This is a genomic window from Martinezella rhizogenes, from assembly GCF_027460065.1.
GTDB lineage: Bacteria > Pseudomonadota > Alphaproteobacteria > Rhizobiales > Rhizobiaceae > Agrobacterium > Agrobacterium rhizogenes_C.
Map to the genome: position 1 here is coordinate 1 of NZ_JAPYZZ010000013.1, position 20,481 is coordinate 20,481.

Below are 20,481 nucleotides of genomic sequence, written 5' to 3' on the forward strand. Positions count from 1 at the left end.
ATCGCCTTCGGCAATTTGCTCCAGCAGTATGCATCACAGCGTCCCTGTGATGCTATCGCGATAAATCCCATAGGGATTTACGCTGGTAACGCGGGGTGGAGCAGCCCGGTAGCTCGTCAGGCTCATAACCTGAAGGCCGCAGGTTCAAATCCTGCCCCCGCAACCAAATTCTACGCTACACTATCCCACATTATCCCAAAGCCACGATCCAGTACGCTAAACAGCTACGATCAAACAGGCTAAATCCCCCGACACAAAACACAAATTCCAAAACCCGCAGGCGCAAAGCGGGCAGGCCGCCGGCGCGGCCATGCTATATGGTCGAGGTACATACAACGTCGCTGTATGCCAATGCCGCTTCTCGATAGGCCGAAAACGCCAACGCCGAATGCATATCTCTTCCCGATGACGCCACAGATGCTCTCGTGAGAATGCGCTGAAACTCGACATCATGCTGGACCTGCAACTTGTCGCGGATCGCGATCAGAATCTGATCGCTGATGTCGGCTCCGCATATAAATTAGGAGTCGTTGGTCCTGACAAGCACCATACGCTCGATTGGCTTGACTCGCGTCTTTTCAAGGCGTGATCAAATTTCCCTTGGCGAAGCACACCTTTCGCACTGGCGCTGCGCTCATGCCATTCAGCGGTCGGAGCGTTCACTCCCCTACAACCACTCCCTCGCGTCGTGGATCGGCGCTGCCGGCCAAGCCTCGCGCGGTCATCTCGATAGCATGCAAACCGGAATTCATCTCACCCGGTTTCACCTCGTAACCCAGCGCCTTCAGCGGCCCGACCAGATCTTCCGCGCTGGTGCCGGCCTCGATGTCGTAGGTGCCGAACCGGTTGATGAGGTGCGGCTGGGCGACTATCACTTCCACCGGCATACCCCAGTCAATATAGGCGATCAACGCCTGTGCCAGGTAGCCGATGATCTGGCTGCCGCCCGGCGAACCAATGGCGAGCAGTGGCTTGCCATCCTTCATCACGATGGTCGGGGCCATGGAGGAGCGCGGTCGTTTACCGGGCTCGACACGGTTGGCGATCGGCAAGCCGCCATCATGAGTCTTGAAGGAAAAGTCCGTCAACTCGTTGTTGAGCAGGAAGCCATTCGTCATTAGACGCGATCCGAAGCCGTTTTCGATCGTCGTCGTCATCGAGACCACGTTGCCATCCTTGTCGACAATGACAAAATGGCTTGTGGAAGGCAACTCGAGCGCGGTATCCCGGCCAAAAAGCAGTGCATGGTCCCATTCCGGCTCGCCGGCCTTGACGACGTCTTTGGCCAAGGCCCTGTCGCCATCGAGCAGCTTTGCCCTTTCGCCGAGATAGGTCTTGTCCAGCAAGCCTTTGATCGGTAGCGGCACGAAATCGTTATCGGCGACGTAACGCTCGCGGTCGGCGAAGGCGAGACGCTGCGCATCGCCGATAATGCGCCAGCTCTCGACGTTTTTCGGTCCTAAGGATTTGAGATCGAAATTCTCCGCCATGCCGAGCATCTGGCCGATGGCGATGCCGCCTGACGACGGTGGCCCCATGCCGCAAACGTCAAGAGCACGATAGATAAAGCAGACCGGCTCCCGCTCGATGACGCGATAGTTGGAAAGATCGGAAAGCGACAGCACGCCGGGATTATCGGTGGCCTCACGCGCAGTCTTGACGATAGCCTCGGCAATTCTCCCCTTGTAAAAGGCGTCTGCGCCGCCTTTGGCAAGTACCGCAAGCGTCTCGGCATAGGCCGGATTCTTCAACAGGGCGCCGGTCTGCAGGGCCGCTCCGGAGGAGTCAAAGAAATAGGAGCGGGCTTCTGGATATTTCTTCAGCCGGTCGCCCTCGGACGCGATGAGGGCGGCAAGACGCGGCGACACTTTGAAACCCTCGGTCGCCAGCTTTTCCGCCGGTTTCAGCAGGCTTGCCCATTCCGCCTTTCCATAACGCTTGTGGGCTTCCTCCAGAAGTCGCACCGTTCCCGGTGTGCCAACGGAACGGCCGCCGACCACTGCATCCATGAATTTTAGCGGCTGACCTTTGTCATCCAGGAAGAGCTTGGGCGTGGCCTCCATCGGCGCCGTCTCCCGGCCGTCAAACGTCGTCAGCTTGCCGCTTTTGGCGTGGTAATAAACGAGGAAGGCACCGCCGCCGAGACCAGAACTCTGGGGTTCAACGAGGCCCAGCACGGTCTGCACCGCCACCATCGCATCGATAGCGTCACCGCCTGCGGCGATCACGTCGCGTCCCGCCTCGGCCGCCAGCGGATTGGCCGCCGCAACCATGAAGCTGCTTGCCTCGACGCGTCTCGCAGTCGCGACACCCGCCGCTTTCTCCGGTGCAACCGTATCGGAGGCCTGCTGGGCGGAGGCGATTGCGGTGGAAAGCAACAAGGCGAGAACAGCCTCAACGAGAAATCTCATTTTCATTCACCTTATCCTCCATACAGGCACACTACTGAGCCAGCGGGCAGGTCTCTTCGATTGACTTGCGACTTTGTTTCAGGCTGATCTGCTCGCAGACGCACTGCGCGACTTGCCCTGCCACGCAGTTTTGATCGGTACCGGATCCTCGCCGGATTTGCCTGTAACACTATTGGGCACACCGCTCTGGGGCGTACCTCTTTTTCGGCACTATGATGCCTGTTTCCCTGCATGTCCATCATGTGGAGTGTCAACATGTCATGGGAAAATGGAAATCCATTGAGGGCATATCGACTTTTTCTGAAATACTTTGAGCCTCTGTTGACAGCGGTGTCGCCGATTGGATTGGTAATGGCTCAGATCAGCCGCTTCGTTGATCCCGGCAGCCACAACAAACTTTATTTGATACCGAAACCGAGGCGGCGCAATGTCTTGCTGAGCTCCGTGCGCCCCTTCAGCGCGGCGGCGTTCTCCACACGCTGGGCAATGGGGGCTGTCCAGCCGTTTTGCGGCAGGCCCTGCTTTTGCTGAAACACCTTCAAGACCTCATCGTAAGAATTGATATCATCGCGTTCCGGTTCCGAATAGGTTTCATGAAATAGAATGGATGATTGCGGCAGGCGCGGTTTGACATCTGTTTTCACCGCCGGGTCGGGATAGCCGACCGTGAGGCCAAAGACGGCCACCGTCTCGGGGGGAAGATTCAGTTCGTGGGACACGTCCTCCGGTCTGTTGCGGATACCGCCCACGTAGCAGGAGCCAAGGCCGAGTGAATCAATTGCGGCAACAGCATTCTGCGCTGCCAGCGCCGCGTCGATGGCGCCGATCAGGAAGCTTTCCAGATAATCCAGTCCTTCGCCCGTGTTCCCTTGGTTTGAAGCGACCGTGCGCAGCCGCTTCAGGTCGATAAGCCAAATGAGGAAAACAGGCGCGCCCTTTATATGGGCGTTGCCGCCCGTGAAGTCCGCAAGACGTGCCTTGCGGTCCTTGTCCTGCACCGCAACCACGCTCCAGGCCTGAAGATTGGAGGATGTGGGCGCAGATTGTGCGGCTGCGACCAGAAGTTCCAAGCTACCCTCCGGCAAAGCTTTCGGCAGATAGGCGCGGGCGGTGCGGTGGTTCAGCAATGCGTCTATGGTGTCATCCCAGAAAGGCGGAGAAAAATAGGCCTGTGCTCCGTAGCGGGCTTCAACACGCTGCTGCGGGATTTCCAATTTGGTGATCGGACTAGACAGGCTGATTGTGTGAAGCTCCGTAATATTGGCGATGAACCGCGAGACCTGCGGCGGGGATTGGAAGGCCGTGCAAGGCGTATCATTTGATATGCTTCCTCAGCCCATCTGCCGAGCAATGTCCTACTCAATCTCGATTTTTCAGTGAAACAACATTTCCAGCGGAGTCCAAAAACAGAACGCCAGTGAGATTTTCTCGCATTCGCGATCGGTCGCGGGGACGCAACGGGGATTTGGAGAAAATAGACGATTCAGCACAAATTTTAGCGGATAGTCGTATACGTACTGGAATAAAATTCTGCAAGAAATGTTTTCTTTGATAGGCGAGAAGAATTTTCTTCTTAAGAACACGCCGCTTTGCCCCGATGCTTTCATCATCGAAACGACGTTTTCCAACGGGGATTTTCATGACGATAGGACGCCGCCAGTTCAACAAGATGCTTCTTCTGGCAACGGCAGGAACGGCCCTGCCGGGTTCGGTATTCGCAGCGAGTGGCGACGCGAGCCGGCCCGTCTCCGGCGGCACGCTCAAGCTGCTCTATCGTGTCGATCCCGGCAACGCGCTTTTCGCCATCAACACATCCTCGGGCACGGGGCAGGCGATTGGCCCGAAGATCGTGGAAGGTCTTCTGACATTCGATTTCGACCTCAATCCGCAGCCTCTGCTGGCCACGGAATGGTCCGTTTCCGACGACCATCTTCGCTATACGTTCAAGCTCCGCTCGAATGTGAAATGGCACGACGGCCGGGATTTCACGTCGGAAGATGTCGCTTTTTCGATTTTCCGCCTGAAGGAGGCCCATCCACGTGGCCGCATCACCTATCAGAACGTCGAGGCGGTGGAAACGCCGGATTCCCTCACCGCCATCATCGTTCTGTCCAAACCGGCGCCGTTCCTGATCGCCGCGCAATCGAGTTCGGAATCGCCGATCGTGCCGAAGCACATTTTCGAAAAACTGAAGCCCGCCGATGGCCAGACGCTGCAGACCGCGATCGGCACCGGTCCCTTCAAACTGACGGAATGGACGCCGGGCAGCCACCTGATCTTCGAAAGAAATCCAGATTACTGGGATGCGGGCAAACCCTATCTCGACCGCATCATCCTGCGCATCATCACCGACCCCGCCGCGCGGGCGGTGGCTCTGGAAACGGGGGAGGTGGATATTGGCGACAATCCGGTTCCGCTGGCGGATCTTGAGCGGCTGAAGCAGAACCCCGATCTCGTTCTGGACACCAACACCTATGCCTATGCGGGGCCACAGCAGCAGTTGTTCTTCAATTACGATAACGAGATCTTCCGCAAGAAATATGTCCGCCTCGCCGTTGCAAAGGCGATCAATCTCGATGAAATCGTCAATGTGGCGCTCTTCGGTTATGCGCAGATTTCGCCAAGCCCCGTCAGCACGGCCCTGCCGAATTGGTACGACGCGTCGGTCAAGGCCCATGCATACGACCCGAAGGAGGCGGAAAAGCTGCTCGATGCGGCGGGATATCCGCGCAAAGATGGCGGCAAGCGTTTTCCAGTGCGGTTGACCTATAATTCCTATCTGACGCCCGGTTATGCCGATGTTCTTCGCAGCCAGCTTGAAAAGATCGGCATCGCGGTCGAAATCCGGAAATACGATCTGCCGACCTATCTGAAGACGGTTTACACGGACCGCGCGTTCGATCTGGTGGTGGAATCCCTTTCCAACACCTTCGATCCGTCGCTCGGCATCCAGCGCGCCTATTGGAGCAAGAATTTCAAGATCGGGTTGCCTTTCTCCAACGCGGCCAACTACGCCAATCCGGAGGCGGATGCGCTTCTGGAGGCGGCGGCCATCGAGTCCGATCCTAAGAAACGCTGGGTGATATGGAGCAAGTTCCAGCGCCTCATCCATGACGAAGTCGCCTCGGTCGATCTTGTGGCGGCGGGCAGCCAGATCGTGGCGCACAAGCGGGTCAAGAATTACGTCACCGGCGCGCAGGGCCTCAACTGGAGTTTCGGTGATCTCTGGCTCGACCCGACGGCCTGAACCTTCACGTAAAACCAATCTTTCAGGAGGAAATGCGATGTCTGTACAGGCACTAACCAAGGATCGTTTCATCGAATGGCTGGGAGATGGCAGGGAGCTTGCCGTTCTCGATATCCGCCCCACTGAAGAGGTGGGATATGCATCGCCGCTATTTGCGACCAATCTTCCGGCAGAACGGCTTGAGGCGGAAATAGACCGCTTCATCCCGCGCCCTGCCGTACGGACCGTCCTGGTGGACGATGGAAAAGGAAGCGCGGAGCAGGCCGCGGGACGGCTTGCCGCAAACGGCTGGAGCGACATTCATTTTCTGCTTGGTGGAATTCCGGCATGGATCGAGGGCGGCGTCGATAACCTGCCGACATTCGATGTTCCTGGCGTTCCTTTCGTCCAGAAGGTGCGGCAGGAAAAGGATACGCCGGTCGTTTTCGCGCGGGAACTGAAGGCCTGGAAGGACGCCGGCGAGGATGTCGTCGTCATCGATACCCGCACGATCGCGGAATATGAAAAGGCGCATGTGCCGGGCGCCATCGGCGTGCCGGGTGCGGAACTTCTGCTGCGTTTCGCCGATGTCGTGCCATCACCGAAAACGAGGGTCGTCGTTTCCTGCGCGGGTTTGCCCCGCGCAATTCTGGGTGCGCAGACATTGATCGATGCCGGTGTCGAAAACGCGGTCAGCTATCTGCACGACGGGACGCGCGGCTGGACGGATGACGGGTTTGAACTGGAAACGGGGCGTTCACAGACATTTCCATCCGCCAGTGACGATGCCAAAGATATTGCGAAGGTGCGGCTCGAAACATTCTCCCGTGACGACGATCTGCTGTTCATCGACCGTCCGACGGCTGAAACATGGCTGCGGGACAAGGCGCGAACGACCTATTTTCTTGATGTGAGAACGCCGGAAGAATTCGCGTCTTCGCATCTTGAAAGTTCTGTTTCTTCGGAGGGCGGGCAGCTTCTCGGTGTCGCCTATCGGACCGTTGCCGTGCGCGGCGCCCGGATCATTCTCGTGGATGACCTGCTGGGCGCCCGCGCCCGCGTCGTGGCGCATTGGCTGAAACGGCGGGGTTTTGAAATCGCTGTTCATCTGCATGATTTCGAACAGGGTGTCGAAGCCGCCGCGGCATAAGCGCGGCTCGAATTTCGCCAGGTCGCTCTACAGACAGGGATTTGTAATGACCAATGCCAGCCAGGCCTGGGGTTCCGCGCCCAGCAAACGCTTCGACACGATAGCTGAGAGATTTCGGGGGGTCCGATATCGGCAGAGACGCCATACGACATGATCTTGGCCGCGAGCTTCGTTTCAATGATTATGATGTTTTGAAAAAGGCCGGCTTTTCCAGGCTGCGCCTCCCGGGAAAATTTGGTGGCCTCGGCCTGACATTGCCTGAACTTTTCGGCTTGATCATCGAACTGGCGGAGGCCGACCCTAATCTCACCAATGCTTACCGCAGCAGACTGAAGCCGGGCGATCTTCTTTTCGATCTCACCAGCGGCAATACGGGCATCGGAATTGCGGCGGTCGCGTCCGCGCGGGGATACCGTACGAAATTTTACCTTCGCAATACGATCAGTGAGGACAAGATCAATATTCTGCGGCAATTCGGATCCGAAATCGAATTGATCGGAAACGAGGAATTGTTCCAGCCCGATGCAATCCATCGCATCATCGACCGGATCAAGGCTGAAAATCCTGGCGCCTTTTATACCGGGCAGCGGTCCAATGATCGAGCCGGTCGTCGACACGGCTGGCACGACCCAGAGCAAGGGTGGGGGAGGAAACTTCGGGGTCGATCTCGGGCAGCGGTCCGTCCGGATCGTAGGAGGACAGATCGCGATTCCATACCTGCTCCACGCCATTCTCATCGCAGGCGTCGGTATTTCGCCGTTTCTCGCCACACTCGGCACGCTGTCTGTTGGTCGCAGCATCCAGCAATTGCTGACCAATGGCGGAAATCCCATCTATCTGCCTCCAGCCGGCGTTCCTGAAACCTTTCGGTTCCTCGGCCATGTAAGCCTGTTCGGCGTCTCCGTCTCTCTGATTGTCGCGCTTGCTGTGGTCATCGCCGCGTGGGCGATCCTGTCTGGCACGCGCTCGGCCGTGTTGCCGTCTCCTCCGGAACCCAGGCCAGCGTCGTCCGTTATTCGGGCATCCGGCTCTCACGTCATGTGGCGGCCATCGCAGGGCTCATCATCACCTCGACGGTCACCGTCTATATTCCTTCATCCGGCAACGCCTTTCTGCTGAACGCCATCGGCGCGACATTCATCGGCACGACCCTTGATGCAAGGGGACGACCGAATGTGCCGGGCACCGTTCTCGGCGTGCTGCTGCTCAGCATTGTCGCCAACGGCCTTCTGCTGTCCGGCCTTAACTTCTACTGGCAACAGGTCGGCACGGGATTGCTGATCTTTCTGGTGCTCGCCATTGGTTTTGCCAATCGCAAGGCCGCCGCAAACGCATGAACCGCCCCTGTGGAACAGGGGCGGGCGCAAGGTGAATGAAACTCTGGTTTACGCCATTTGTAGTGTCGCCGGAAGGGCGACAGCCGCCGTCAGATCGCAGCGCTCTTCGGCAGCGCGCTGGCGGCTTCCGCCTCTTCACGCTTGACGGCTTCGATGTCGCGGTAGCGGTTGGCCGGATGGTTGTCCGCCAGATAGTCGCCATCGCCGAAAAGCTTTTCACGTAATGTGCCCGGCTTGTACGTTGTGGGATAAACGCCGCGTCTCTGGAGTTCGGGCACGATATAGCCCACCACATCCTCGAAACTGTCGGGCGTTACCGCATAGGCGAGGTTGAAGCCGTCGACATCCGTATCATCCACCCATTCCTGCAGGATATCGGCGATGCGGGAGGGCGAGCCGACGAAGACCGGCCCAAGGCCGCCGATGCCGCCGAATTTCGCCAGCTCGTCGATGGTCCAGGATTTGTCGCCGCCAGCGATGTGCTCGACGAAGGAATGGATCGCATTGGTTTCGACCTTTTTGACTTGGTCCGTCGGTGAATATTGGCCGAAATCGATACCGCTCCAGCCGGACATGAAGACCAGCGAGCCGTCATAGGAGACGTAATCCCGATATTCCTCGAACTTCTTCTGCGCCTTTTCGTCCGTCTCATCGGTGATGATGGTGACCAGCGTGTAGATGTAGACCTTTTTGGGATCACGCCCGGCTTCGGCAACGCGGCGCCGGGTTTCCGCGACATGCTGCTTGAGAACGGACCGGGTCGGTGCGGCGACGAAGATGCATTCCGCGTGTTCGGCGGCGAAGGCCTTGCCGGGGCCTGAAGCGCCTGCCTGATAAAGAACCGGCGTGCGTTGCGGGGAGGGCTCGCTCAGATGGTAGCCCGGCACCTCGAAATATTTGCCCTTGTGGCCGATTTCGTGAACCTTGGCGGGATCGGTGAAGATGCGCCGGTCACGATCGCGCAGCACCGCGCCTTCTTCCCAGCTTCCTTCGAAAAGCTTGTAGAGCACCTCGATATATTCGGCCGCGACTTCATAGCGGTTGTCATGGCGGCGCAGACCGCCCTGACCGATATTCTTCGCCCCGCTTTCCAGATAAGAGGTCACGATGTTCCAGCCGATCCGGCCCTTGCTATGGTGATCGGCGGTCGAGAGCCGACGCGCAAATGTGTAGGGATGTTCGAACGAGGTGGAGGCCGTTATGCCGATGCCCAGATGTTCGGTTGCCAGCGCAATGGGGGCGGCAAGCTGCAGCGGATCGTTCACCGGTATCTGTGCGGCCTGATGAAGGGCGTGATAGTTTGACCCCTTATAGACGTCGTAGTAGCCGATGACGTCGGCGATGAAGATGCCGTCGAATACGCCGCGTTCCAGCGTGCGGGCGAGATCCTGCCAATAATCGAGATCCTTGTACTTCCAGGATTTATCACGCGGATGCGCCCAGAGGCCTGGCGACTGGTGGCCAACGCAATTCATGTCGAAGGCGTTGAAGCGAATGGTCTTGCTCATGCTGAACTCCCGGATGTGTCGCAGCCGAGAATAAAGAGCACAGCAGCAGGGTGATAGTTTGTTGATGTTTTTTATGGACTAACTAGAGGAATAAAATTGCGTGCCAGCAGGGACAGGCAGCAGCCTCATCCCGACACCTACTGAAAGAGGTGGAACGGGTGCCGGGATGAAACCGGCGCCGTATGACAGGCGTGGCGGACGAATTTTCCGCACTCAGCGCCAAAATTGGAACTTCAGCAGGCTACTAAATCAACAAATGTTGTAGATTTTTTCAGGGGTCGAAGCGCCGATGGGATTACACGAGTTCAAATGTCAGTAAACGGGAAGAATGCCATTGTCGCCATTATCGGGGGCGGATTTAGCGGCGCGGCGCTTGCCGTTCATCTGCATCGTGCCATTGAAGGGCAGGACGTTAAAGGACAGGAAGAGGCACGGATCATCGTCTTTGAACCGAGGGAGACACTCGGCTCGGGGCTTGCCTATTCCACGCCGGAGCCTGCCAACCGGATCAACGTGCCGGCCGGGCGCATGACGCTTTACCCTGACGATCCCGATAGTTTCGTCCGTTATATCGAGAAAACCAATGCGCTGACGGGTGATGCGGCTGCGGTTCTGCCGGATGGTCAGGCCTTTCCCCAGCGCCGTGTCTTCGGCGCCTATGTCGCCGCCGAGATCGCTCCCTTGCTGGAGGCGGGCGTCATCGAACACAAGCGTAGCCGGGTGGAGCATGTCGCCCGCCACGGTGAAGGCTGGGAGCTGCATACCGCAGATGGAGATAGTCACGTTGCAGATATCGTGGTGGTGGCGACAAGCCATCCGCCGCCGGCCCTTCCGCGGGCGCTGAAGCCGCTTGCCAGCCACCCGAAGCTGGTCGCTGATGTGAATGCGGATGCCGCGCTGGACACTATCGCAGCGTGTGACCGTGTTCTGATTGTTGGCAATGGTCTGACGGCCGCCGATGCTTTTGCCGCGCTGAAGCGGCGCGGCCACCACGGACAGGTCGTTTCACTGTCGCGCCGGGGCTTGCGGTCACGCGGTCATCCGGCCGTGCCGCAGGAGCCCTATGGGGATTTCGTCGATCCGCCATCGACAAGCGCATCTGAGTTATTGAGACGGATTCGTCTGGCTTTGCGAGCGGCGCAGGCCAGCGGGGCGAGCTGGCATGGCGTTCTGGATGCCGTCCGCCTGCAGGGGCGCGATATATGGCGGAATCTTCCCCTCCAGGAACGGCGCAGGATCGTGCGTTGGCTGCGCCCCTTCTGGGATGCGCATCGCTTCAGGATTGCGCCGCAGGTGGAGACATTGCTGGATACGGCCGTCATTGCCGGACAGTTGCAGATCGTCGCCGGTTCGCTCGTTTCCGCACGGCTTGGCCAAAGCGGGTCGTTGCATATCGATCTCAGATATCGTGGTGAAAAGGACGTCACGCCGATTGATGTCGATGCGGTCATTGTCACGACTGGTCCCGCCCACGGCGGAATATTGAAATCGCAGGTCTTTCTTGTCGGTCTGGAGCAGGAGGGACTTCTGACCCTCTGCCCCACGGGGCTGGGAATCCGTTGCGATGAGCAATCGCGCGCCATCGACCAACAGGGTCACGCAATCGAAACATTGCTGATCAGCGGTCCGCTGGCGCGCGGAACCTTCGGAGAATTGATGGGTCTGCCCCAGGTCACGGAACATGCGGTGTTTTTGGCGCAGGAGATAGCGCGCAGTCTTTTGTAGATAGGGGCGAACCCTCGGCTGGCGCCGTCGCAGGCGGTCTCGGATTAGATATTTCACTCTCCAAGGATGGCCTGCTGCTCTTTCCATCTTTTATTTTTTCCCAATTACAGAGAAAAACCTTCCCTTTTTTATAGCATAAAAAACATAGAATTACTGTTCAGTGCCGCGCCTTATGCGATGCTCACGCCATCATTCACCTTGTTTGCGAGGCGTCCCATGGGCACGATTTCCGAGACCAAGATCGACTATAGTGTTCATCCCCGCGTCAATTCGGCGGACCCGATTGCGCCGCGTCCGCGCCCGTCCACGCCGGCACATATCGTTTCCTCGGACGCGGAAGCGATAGAAATCGCGCAGCGGCTGGCGGAAAAATTTAAGGTCGGTGCGGCGCTGCGCGATCGTGAAGGCCTGTTGCCCATCGACGAACTGGACGAATATTCCCAGAGCGGTCTCTGGAGCATCAACGTTCCCAAGGCCTATGGCGGGCCGGAAGTGTCATACGCCACGCTCGCCAGGGTCATCGCGACGATTGCGGCGGCCGACCCTGCGATTGCCCAGATCACCCAGAATCATCTGGCAATTGTCGCCACTGTCGAACTTGATGGAACGGAAGGCCAGAAGAAGCTGTTTTTCGGCTTGGCGCTTCAGGGCATTCGTTATGGCAACGCCTTTTCCGAGCTGAAAAGCAAGACCGTCGCGGATTTCGAGACGAAAGTGGCCCATGACGGCGACAGCGTCATCGTCAATGGCGAGAAATTTTATACGACCGGTGCGCTTCTCGCGCATATCGTGCCGATTGTCGCTCTCGATGAGACGGGGCAGGGATACCTCGTTTTCGCCGACCGTGATGCTCCCGGCCTGACGGTGACCAACAACTGGTCGAGCTTCGGTCAGCGCACCACGGCATCGGGATCGGTGAAGATCGAAAATGTCCGTGTTCCCAGCGAGAGGGCGGTGAAGGTCACGTCCTTCGATCACCCCACCATCGGCGGCCCGGTCTCGCAGATCATCCAGTCGGCAATCGATGTGGGCATCGCGCGGGGAACGATCGACGACACCATCGCCTTTATCGGCAAGCACAGCCGGCCATGGCTCGACAGCGGCAAGCAGACGGCCGGCGAGGACCTCTTCACCATCGCCGCCATCGGCGATCTGAAAATCCGCCTCCACGCAGCCGAGGCGCTTCTGGAAATCGCCGGTCACAGCATCGATGCCGCAAAGCGGAATACGACGCTTGAAACCGTTTCTGAAGCGACGATCAGGACCGGGGAATCGAAGGTTCTGACCACCGAAATCGCCATTCTCGCAACCAACAAGCTGTTCGAACTTGCCGGCACCCGCTCGACGCTTGCCGAGCACGGGCTGGACCGGCACTGGCGAAACGCCCGCGTCCACACGCTGCACGATCCGGTGCGGTGGAAATATTTCCATGTCGGAAATTATTATCTGAACGGCGCGCATCCCCCGCGCCATGCCTGGAATTGAGGCCGTTTCCATGACAACGAACGACCGGAAGCTGCATCGCGAGGCCGCGTTGACCTCGGGAAAACCTGCGCCGCATATCCCGCCGCGCCGGACGAAGGCCCACATCATAAAGGACGATGCGGAAGCGATTGCCGTTGCGCAGGAGCTTGCGCGCGGCTTTGCTGCCGGGGCGGCGGAACGCGACAGGGAGCGGCGGTTGCCGCTCGCCGAAATCGAGCGTTTCTCGCAAAGCGGGTTGTGGGCCATTACCGTGCCGAAGGACTATGGCGGTGCCGGCGTTTCGGCCGTAACGCTGGCGGAAGTGACCGCGATCATTTCCGCCGCCGATGGCAGCATCGGGCAAATTCCGCAAAACCACTTCTACATGGTCGAAGCGTTGCGGCTTGCGGGCAGCGAAGAACAGAAGCGTCATTATTTTGAGCGCATTCTCGACGGAGACCGGCTGGGCAATGCCTTTACCGAAATCGGCACGAAAACCCCGGTCGACTACAAGACGCACTTCGCCGAGCGGGACGGCAGGCTGCTGCTGAACGGACAGAAGTTCTATTCCACCGGTTCTCTGTTTGCCCATATCATCGTTGTCGTCGCCAAGGGGCCGGATGGGCGGGTGAACATCGTCTTTATCGACCGCGCAACGGCTGGTCTTTCCCTTGTTGACGACTGGACGTCCTTTGGCCAGCGCACGACGGGCAGCGGCACAGTCACCTTCGATGAGGTTGAAATCATGCCCTTTCAGGTCGTGGATCACGATATCGTCTTCGAGCGGCCCACGGCCATGGGGCCTTTTGCGCAGATCATTCATGCCGCCGTTCAGGTCGGTATCGCGCGCGGAGCCCTGGCGGAGACGATCTCCTATGTTCGCGCCCATGCCCGGCCGTTTTTCGAACTGAGCATCGAGCACGGTTACGAAGACCCGCATACCATTCACGCCGTCGGAGACGTTTCCATCCGCGTGCATGCGGCCGACGCGCTTCTTGCGAGAGCCGGCCGTATTCTTGACATTGCGAGTGCGGTACCGGACGAAAAATCGGTGGCGGCGGCGTCCATTGCGGTGGCGGAGGTCAAGTCGCTCGGCACTGAAGTCGCTCAACTTGCGTCCACGAAGCTCATCGAACTCGGCGGGGCGCGTTCCACGCTGGAAAGCTACGGGCTGGACCGTTACTGGCGCAATGCCCGAACCCATTCGCTGCATGATCCCGTCCGCTGGAAATATCACCATATCGGCAATTTTTATCTGAACGGCGCGCTACCGCCGCGACACGGGGCCATCTAGCGTCCGGTTTCACAATCACAAATCTCCCACCCGAACCGGCGATCATCAACCGACGGAGCGCCGTTCAACGCCACCAGGAAACACAGACCATGACGTATCATCCAGATCCCAACCGCTATGAAGACGCCACCTTCCGCCGTGTCGGACGCAGCGGCCTGAAACTGCCGGCGATTTCTTTTGGCCTCTGGCACAATTTCGGCGATACGACGCCGCTTGAAACGCAACGTTCCATTCTTTTCAAGGCTTTCGATCTCGGTATCACCCATTTCGACCTCGCCAATAATTACGGCCCGCCCGCCGGCAGCGCCGAACTGAATTTCGGCCATATATTGAAACAGGATCTTGCCAATTACCGTGACGAACTGATCATCTCCACGAAGGCCGGATGGGACATGTGGCCCGGCCCCTATGGACGCGGCGGCGGTTCCAAAAAAGCCCTGCTTTCCAGCCTCGATCAAAGCCTGACACGGCTGGGGCTGGACTATGTCGATATTTTTTATTCGCATCGTTTCGATGCGGAAACGCCGCTCGAAGAAACTGCCGATGCGCTGGCACAGGCCGTTCGTCAGGGCAAGGCGCTCTATGTCGGCGTATCGTCCTATTCCGGCGTGAAGACGCGTGAAATTGCGGCTCTGCTGAAGGAGCGTGGTGTGCCGCTCCTCATCAACCAGCCCGCCTATAATCTCTTCAACCGCTGGGCTGAGAAGGACCTTCTGGACGCGACCGACGAGGTGGGCGCGGGGGTGATCGCCTTCACGCCGCTGGCGCAGGGGCTGCTGACCAACAAATATCTTGATGGTGTGCCGCAGGATGCGCGCGTTAACCGTCCGGGCGGGGATTTCCTGCGGCCGGAGCATCTGAAGCAGGAAAACATCGAACGGGCTCGTGCGCTGAACGACATTGCCAAAAACCGCGGGCAATCGCTGGCGCAGCTAGCCATCGCCTGGGTGTTGCGCGACCAGCGCGTTACCTCGGCACTGATCGGTGCAAGCTCTGCCAGGCAGGTGGAGGAAAATGTCGCCGCACTCAACAACCCGTATTTCACGACGGAAGAACTGGCGGAAATCGATCGTTATGCCGTCGAAGGCGGCATCAATCTGTGGGAGAAACCGTCCCACGACGAAGTGGTTTGATGCATTCTGTTTTACCAGCAATCGCCCGGGTTTTCCCGGGCGATTTCCTTTAAGAAGTCACGCCGTCTCAACCGCCATATTCGATGATTTCCAGCCCGGCATTATAGTCGGTCGCGTAGATCAGACCGTTGGCGTCAACAAAGACATCGGCCGACTGGATGACCTTTGGCCGGCCCGGTCGCCGGTCCGTCATCGTTGTGGGCCCTGCCGGAACGAGCGCGCCGGTTTCAACGGGACGATAGGGATCGGAAATATCGAAGGCGCGGATGCCGGCATTTTGCCAGGTGGCGAAGATCAGCGTTTCCGATACGAAGGAACCCGGCCGGTTTTCATGCAGGTTGTGCGGGCCGAAATGGCCGCCCTTCTTCGCGTAATCGATCTCGTTCGGGATCGGGAATGTCGAGATGCTGACCGGATTTTCCGGAACGCGGATATCAAAGATCCAGGTATGTTTGCGCCCATCCTCCTCATTATCAAGCACGGCCTCGTCGGCGACGACCAGCAGGTCGCGGCCCGGCAGGGGCAGGGGGGAATGGGTGCCGCCGCCATAGGGCGGTGACCAGTTGCGGTGAGCGATCAATCTGGGAGCTGAATGATCGCTGACATCGAGCAGGGTCAGCCCGCCATCACGCCAGCAGGCATAGGCGGTGTCGCCATGCACCAGCGCGTGATGCAGGGCATAGCGTTTTCCCTCGCCCCATGCCGGTTTTTCACCCGCGGCCGTGTTCATGCCCGGCAGCCACCAGCGGCCCAGCAATTGCGGTTTTGTTGGATCGGCAAGATCGATGGTGACGAAGATATAATCGGAAAAGCCGTCCAGCAGCGCCGACGCGTAGGCGTAACGCCCGCCCACATACCACAGGCGGTGGAAACCGATGCCGTCGACATCCAGCTGGCCGATTTTCCTGGGCTTGTCGGGTGTCGAGATGTCGAACACCGTCATGCCCGCAGTCCACACCCGCTCCCTCTTTTCCGCAGCGACCGTCTCACCGACTGATTTGGTGTAATAGGCTCTTTCATCGGTGAAGGACTGGACATCGGCGAAAAGATCGAGCGCATTGATGACCAGCAGCAGGTCGTCATGGGTCTGGAGGTGAATGTTCCAGGTGTTCGCCGGGGCCTGCACGTAGTTGACGGTGACAGGGTTTTTAGCGTCGCGCACGTCGATGATCGAAAAACCCTGCGACCATGGATGCGCCACATAGGCGTAACCGCGATGGACCATCAGTTGCAGGCCATCGCCACGGCCGCCGATATCGCTGTGGCCGATGAGTTTCATGTTGTGGGCAAAATCGGGTGTCGGAAGGTCTGTGGCGGCCATGGTGTGCTCTTGCGTTGCGACGGGAAAAGCGCCGCCTGTGGGCGGCGGCGCATATTGGCGAAGGCGGTCAGTGCTTGACGGCGGGAATCCAGGTGGTGGTGGCAGCATCGCTTTTCAGGAATGCCGGGAATTTCTTCTGGAGATCCTCGATGGTGCTGATGTCGTTTTTCACCAGATCGTCGCGGGTGATGAGGGTCGGCTGCAACAGCACCGACCGGCCGGGGAACTGGCCGGCGATGGAAAGCGCGGCGGCGCGCACCGATACTTCGCCGACGACCGCGGCGTTGGTTGCGGCGGTGGCGACCCATGCGCTGTCCGGCTCGGTGATGAGCTGGATGTCGGCCGTCGAAATATCGACGCCGTAAATCTTCACCTGCTGCGAAAGGCCAAGTTCGTCGATAGCGAGTTTAGCGCCCTTGGCGAACTCATCCCAAGGGGTGAAGATGACGGAAATATCCGGATTGGCGCGCAGGATGGCCTTTGTCTGATCGGCGACTGAGGCCGGCACCGTATCGTTGACGACGCCCCAGACGGCCTTTTCCTTCAGATTGTGTTTGGCGATGAAGTCTTTCCACACGGCGTAACGCCGGTCGAGTGGTGCAAAGCCGGCGACGTAGACCGCTCCGCCGACAAAACCGTCGCCCTTGTCCTTCACAGCCTGGTCCAGCACCAGCCTCGCCATGTCCTTGTCGCTCTGCTCGATCTGCGGGATTTGCGGATTGTCGAGGTCCACATCATAGGCAACGACCTTGATACCCTTATCGAGCGCCTTTTGCGCCACGTCCTTCAGTACTTCCGGGCGGCCATTGTTGATGATGATGCCGTCGACGCCGAGATTGATCGCCTGCTCGACGAGGTTTCTCTGCGTGTCGTTGTCGTTGCGGGCCTGGGAGACGGTGAGCTTGACGCCCAGCGTATCGGCCTGCCGCTTGACGCCGGCCTCAAAGGCCTGCAGCCAGTCGCCGCTGCCGAGGAAGCTGACGACGGCAATATTGACCGTCTTCTTGTCGAAGGGCGCAGGCGCGCCGTCGATGCCGGCGGAAAAGGCGCCGGTGGAGAGGAGGGTAAGCGAGATGACGGCCGCGGCCAGTTTCTTGACGGTCTTGAACATGGTTTCCACTTCTCTGGACGGATATTGAATGGTCAGATTTTCGAGCGGGCAACGCCGTAGGTCAGCGCCAGCGCGCCAACCAGAACGGCGCCCTTGATGAAGTCCTGCGTGTAATAAGGCGCGTTCAGCATGGTGAGGCCATTGAGCAGCACGCCGACGAAAACGGCGCCGACAAGCGTGCCGAGAACGTTTGGACGGCGCAGCGCCAGAACCGCAAAGCCGATCAGCGCGGCGGCGACCGAATCCATCAGCAGCGACGCGCCGGAGGAAACGTCACCCCGGCCGACGCGGGCGGCGACGATGATGCCGCCAAGCGCCGCGAGCGTGCCGGAAAGCACGTAAGCGAAGGTCTTGATCCTGTCGACATTGGCGCCTGCAAGTCGCGCTGCCGTCTCATTGCCGCCGGTGGCGTAGATCAGGCGGCCCAACCTCGTTTTTTCGGTGAGAATGAACAGAACGACGGCGACGATGGCCATCAGCACCACGGGCAGGGGGATGAAGCCGAACAGGCTGGAGCGCCCGATCGTCAGAAAGGCGGGATCGTATTTGCCGCTGGCCGTCGAACCGTCAGGCAGGATGAGGCCGACGGAGATGGAGCGGCCGGCTGTTGGAATGAGCTGGAGGCCGGTCAGCAGGAACATGGTGGCGAGTGTCGCCAGCAGGTCCGGCACCTTGAGCCTGACGATCAGGAAGGCATTGGCAAGGCCGACAAGTGCGCCGAAGGCCAGCACCAGCGGCACCGTCTGCCAGACGTTCAGCCCCAGCACGATCATCGCATAACTCGCGGCCATGACGCTGGATGCCGCCACCGCCCCGACCGACAGGTCGAAACCGTTGATGGCAAGCGTGATGCTGACGCCCGCACCGATGATGGCGACCACGGAGACCGCCTGCAGGATGCTCATGAGATTGTTGATGTTGATGAAGGCGGGCTGCGCGAGCGAAAAGCCGACGACCATCGCCGCCAGCAGCAGGAAAACCGCGCCGCGTCTTATCGCGTTTCGCAGGGTTTCCAATGTCGCCGTTTCTTTTGTTTGTTCTGAAATCTCTCGGGTGCCGTCGACCATCAGGCGGGTTCCTTGTGAAGATGCGGCGTTCCGGCATCGTTGGTTTGTTCGAGAAGGGTGTGGCTATCCATTACGAGAACCCGGTCCGCCACCTCATAGGCTTCTTCCGGGTCGGACGTGGCGATGAGCGTGGCGCGCGCGGAATGGCGGCGGATGGCGGCAATGATGTCCTGCCTCGCGCCCACATCGACGCCCTGGAATGGCTCATCCAGCAAAAGCAGGCGGCTGGGCTCGGCTTCCCAGCGGCCGATCACGACCTTCTGCTGGTTGCCGCCGGAAAGCGACCAGACGGAGGCCTCGGCCGATCGCGCCTTGATTGACAGGCGGTGGATCGCTTTCCGGCCCTCTTCTTTTTCCCGGTTAGATAACAGGAAACCGGAGGGATACCATTGTTTGAGATGCGGCAGGCTGATCGTTGCGGCAATGCTTTCGCCCGGCCAGTCGGCGTGGATGAAGGAGGATCTGTGCCGATCTTCGGCGGCCATCACCACACCGGCGGCGATCGCTTCGGCGGGGCTGCCCGGCGCATAGGCCTTTCCATCCACAAATGCCTGTCCGCCCGAAAAGGCGCCAAGGCCGAACAGCGTGGACAGAAGACGGCTTTTGCCGGCGCCCAGAACACCGGTGATGGCAACCACCTCTCCCTCCCGGACGGAAAGGGAAAAGGGCGCGCTTTCCGGCAGCAGACGGGTATTTTCCAGCCGCAGCACCGTCTTTTCGAAATCGCGTCGCCGGTCCGGGCGCGCCGCATTCAGCGAACGGCCGATCATGGTTTCAATGGCGGCGTTGAAATCGACGGGCCGGACGAATGAACCGACATTGCGCCCGCCGCGCAGGATTTCGACCCGGTCCGCGAGCGCTTCGAGATCGGCAGTTCGATGCGAGATATAGAGCACACCGATCCCGCGCGCCTTCAGGGATCGCACGAGATCGTAGAGACGAGCGGATTCCCGGGCGGAGAGGCTGGCCGTCGGTTCGTCCAGGATGATCAGCCGGGCCTTGTTTGCCAAAGCGCGGGCAATGGCGACCTGCTGCCGGTCGGCGGCGCTCAGCGTTTCGAAATCCCGGTCGAGCGGCAGATCGAAGCCGGTTTCGGCAAGAATGGTCGCCGCCTGCCGACGGACCGATTTTTTCGACAGGAAGAAGGGATGACGGCCATCGACGAAATGGTTGAGAAGCAGCGCGTCCGCGACCGTCAGGCCCGGGATGCCGACGACATCCGTTGATTGGTGAACCGTCACGATGCCCTGTGATGCCGCATCCGCCGGGCTTTGCGGCGAAAATGGCTTGCCTTGCCATATCATCGTTCCGGCATCGGGCGGATAAAGCCCGGAGAGGATTTTGACGAGCGTGGATTTTCCAGCACCGTTTGCGCCCATCAGTGCGACGACTTCACCTGCCTCGATCGTCAGGCGTGCATCGGTGAGGGCCTTGGTGGAGCCGAACGCATGGGAAATGTTCTGAACGTCGAGAAGGGGCATGTGCGGAAATCCATCCTGGAACAATCCAGTTTGGTAATACTTTTGCAGCCGCAGACAAGAATGGGCCTTCTATTGTGTCGCCAAAGCATGGAATAAATTTCCCCGCTCGCCGGTGTATGCTCCAAGGTTTTGAAATTCATCAGTTTTACGCCGTATCGGCCGTCAGTCATCAGTTGTCCTTCAAAGCCACAGGGGGGAACACCCGCCGTCACGGTCATGAGCAAAACCTCTTCCCGCACGCCTCTTGCGGACA

13 protein-coding genes, 1 tRNA gene and 2 pseudogenes are annotated in these 20,481 nt (G+C 59.2%); 9 read left to right on the plus strand and 7 right to left on the minus strand.

The window, feature by feature from the left end; translation table 11 throughout:
• The first annotated feature begins 89 nt into the window (after nt 1-89).
• A tRNA-Met gene (locus O8B93_RS18730) sits at nt 90-166 on the plus strand.
• A gap of 493 nt (nt 167-659) precedes the next feature.
• On the opposite strand, the gene ggt is transcribed toward O8B93_RS18730, so the two are convergent.
• Both ggt and O8B93_RS18740 read right to left on the minus strand, forming a co-directional pair.
• Nucleotides 660-2,417 (minus strand): gamma-glutamyltransferase, encoded by a 1,758-nt coding sequence (gene ggt, locus O8B93_RS18735; protein ID WP_269711428.1) that lies wholly within the window; start codon nt 2,415-2,417, stop codon nt 660-662.
• A 392-nt stretch (nt 2,418-2,809) separates the two neighbouring features.
• A complete protein-coding gene (locus tag O8B93_RS18740) occupies nt 2,810-3,652 on the minus strand; it encodes an NADPH-dependent oxidoreductase (RefSeq protein WP_405049073.1) in 843 nt (280 codons plus the stop codon).
• Between the two features lie 398 nt (nt 3,653-4,050).
• Here O8B93_RS18740 and O8B93_RS18745 point away from each other — a divergent pair, with 398 nt between their 5' ends.
• The 4 genes and pseudogenes from O8B93_RS18745 to O8B93_RS18760 all read left to right on the plus strand — a co-directional run.
• Complete coding sequence (locus O8B93_RS18745; protein WP_269711429.1) at nt 4,051-5,658, plus strand: ABC transporter substrate-binding protein; 1,608 nt, start codon at nt 4,051-4,053, stop codon at nt 5,656-5,658.
• Nucleotides 5,659-5,695: 37 nt separating this feature from the next.
• On the plus strand, nt 5,696-6,787 hold the full coding sequence (locus O8B93_RS18750) for a rhodanese-like domain-containing protein (RefSeq protein ID WP_269711430.1): 1,092 nt from the start codon (nt 5,696-5,698) through the stop codon (nt 6,785-6,787).
• A gap of 46 nt (nt 6,788-6,833) precedes the next feature.
• Nucleotides 6,834-7,383 (plus strand): annotated as a pseudogene (locus O8B93_RS27955) (pyridoxal-phosphate dependent enzyme); the annotation flags it as partial.
• A gap of 127 nt (nt 7,384-7,510) precedes the next feature.
• Nucleotides 7,511-8,124 (plus strand): annotated as a pseudogene (locus O8B93_RS18760) (ABC transporter permease); the annotation flags it as partial.
• Nucleotides 8,125-8,213: 89 nt separating this feature from the next.
• Here O8B93_RS18760 and O8B93_RS18765 read toward each other — a convergent pair.
• Nucleotides 8,214-9,632: an LLM class flavin-dependent oxidoreductase gene (locus O8B93_RS18765; protein ID WP_269711431.1), complete on the minus strand. Its 1,419-nt coding sequence runs from the start codon at nt 9,630-9,632 to the stop codon at nt 8,214-8,216.
• 309 nt (nt 9,633-9,941) lie between these two features.
• Between O8B93_RS18765 and O8B93_RS18770 the strand changes: the two genes are divergently transcribed.
• The 4 genes from O8B93_RS18770 to mgrA all read left to right on the plus strand — a co-directional run bounded on the left by O8B93_RS18770 (nt 9,942) and on the right by mgrA (nt 15,248).
• Nucleotides 9,942-11,357: an FAD/NAD(P)-binding protein gene (locus tag O8B93_RS18770; RefSeq protein WP_269711432.1), complete on the plus strand. Its 1,416-nt coding sequence runs from the start codon at nt 9,942-9,944 to the stop codon at nt 11,355-11,357.
• A gap of 216 nt (nt 11,358-11,573) precedes the next feature.
• The gene (locus O8B93_RS18775; protein WP_269711433.1) at nt 11,574-12,842 is read left to right on the plus strand and encodes an SfnB family sulfur acquisition oxidoreductase; all 1,269 of its coding nucleotides are present in this window, start codon (nt 11,574-11,576) and stop codon (nt 12,840-12,842) included.
• A gap of 10 nt (nt 12,843-12,852) precedes the next feature.
• Nucleotides 12,853-14,115: an SfnB family sulfur acquisition oxidoreductase gene (locus O8B93_RS18780; protein WP_269711434.1), complete on the plus strand. Its 1,263-nt coding sequence runs from the start codon at nt 12,853-12,855 to the stop codon at nt 14,113-14,115.
• A gap of 89 nt (nt 14,116-14,204) precedes the next feature.
• A complete protein-coding gene (gene mgrA / locus O8B93_RS18785; RefSeq protein ID WP_269711435.1) occupies nt 14,205-15,248 on the plus strand; it encodes an L-glyceraldehyde 3-phosphate reductase in 1,044 nt (347 codons plus the stop codon).
• 67 nt (nt 15,249-15,315) lie between these two features.
• Here mgrA and O8B93_RS18790 read toward each other — a convergent pair whose 3' ends face one another.
• From O8B93_RS18790 to O8B93_RS18805, 4 genes are all read right to left on the minus strand, one after another.
• Nucleotides 15,316-16,569: an LVIVD repeat-containing protein gene (locus O8B93_RS18790; protein ID WP_269711436.1), complete on the minus strand. Its 1,254-nt coding sequence runs from the start codon at nt 16,567-16,569 to the stop codon at nt 15,316-15,318.
• Nucleotides 16,570-16,636: 67 nt separating this feature from the next.
• On the minus strand, nt 16,637-17,680 hold the full coding sequence (locus O8B93_RS18795; RefSeq protein WP_269711437.1) for a substrate-binding domain-containing protein: 1,044 nt from the start codon (nt 17,678-17,680) through the stop codon (nt 16,637-16,639).
• Nucleotides 17,681-17,712: 32 nt separating this feature from the next.
• The gene (locus O8B93_RS18800; protein WP_269711438.1) at nt 17,713-18,747 is read right to left on the minus strand and encodes an ABC transporter permease; all 1,035 of its coding nucleotides are present in this window, start codon (nt 18,745-18,747) and stop codon (nt 17,713-17,715) included.
• Nucleotides 18,747-20,228 carry a sugar ABC transporter ATP-binding protein gene (locus tag O8B93_RS18805; RefSeq protein ID WP_269711439.1) on the minus strand — a complete coding sequence of 494 codons (1,482 nt, stop codon included), beginning with the start codon at nt 20,226-20,228 and terminating at the stop codon, nt 18,747-18,749. Before O8B93_RS18805 ends, O8B93_RS18800 begins: the two co-directional genes overlap by 1 nt.
• Nucleotides 20,229-20,481: the final 253 nt, after the last annotated feature.

Bases quoted from the DNA above. Each gene is read 5' to 3' on its own strand.
- ggt (WP_269711428.1), bottom strand. From the start codon at position 2,417: ATGAAAATGAGATTTCTCGTTGAGGCTGTTCTCGCCTTGTTGCTTTCC.
- O8B93_RS18745 (WP_269711429.1), top strand. From the start codon at position 4,051: ATGACGATAGGACGCCGCCAGTTCAACAAGATGCTTCTTCTGGCAACG.
- O8B93_RS18750 (WP_269711430.1), top strand. From the start codon at position 5,696: ATGTCTGTACAGGCACTAACCAAGGATCGTTTCATCGAATGGCTGGGA.
- O8B93_RS18765 (WP_269711431.1), bottom strand. From the start codon at position 9,632: ATGAGCAAGACCATTCGCTTCAACGCCTTCGACATGAATTGCGTTGGC.
- O8B93_RS18770 (WP_269711432.1), top strand. From the start codon at position 9,942: ATGTCAGTAAACGGGAAGAATGCCATTGTCGCCATTATCGGGGGCGGA.
- O8B93_RS18775 (WP_269711433.1), top strand. From the start codon at position 11,574: ATGGGCACGATTTCCGAGACCAAGATCGACTATAGTGTTCATCCCCGC.
- O8B93_RS18780 (WP_269711434.1), top strand. From the start codon at position 12,853: ATGACAACGAACGACCGGAAGCTGCATCGCGAGGCCGCGTTGACCTCG.
- mgrA (WP_269711435.1), top strand. From the start codon at position 14,205: ATGACGTATCATCCAGATCCCAACCGCTATGAAGACGCCACCTTCCGC.
- O8B93_RS18790 (WP_269711436.1), bottom strand. From the start codon at position 16,569: ATGGCCGCCACAGACCTTCCGACACCCGATTTTGCCCACAACATGAAA.
- O8B93_RS18795 (WP_269711437.1), bottom strand. From the start codon at position 17,680: ATGTTCAAGACCGTCAAGAAACTGGCCGCGGCCGTCATCTCGCTTACC.
- O8B93_RS18800 (WP_269711438.1), bottom strand. From the start codon at position 18,747: ATGGTCGACGGCACCCGAGAGATTTCAGAACAAACAAAAGAAACGGCG.
- O8B93_RS18805 (WP_269711439.1), bottom strand. From the start codon at position 20,228: ATGCCCCTTCTCGACGTTCAGAACATTTCCCATGCGTTCGGCTCCACC.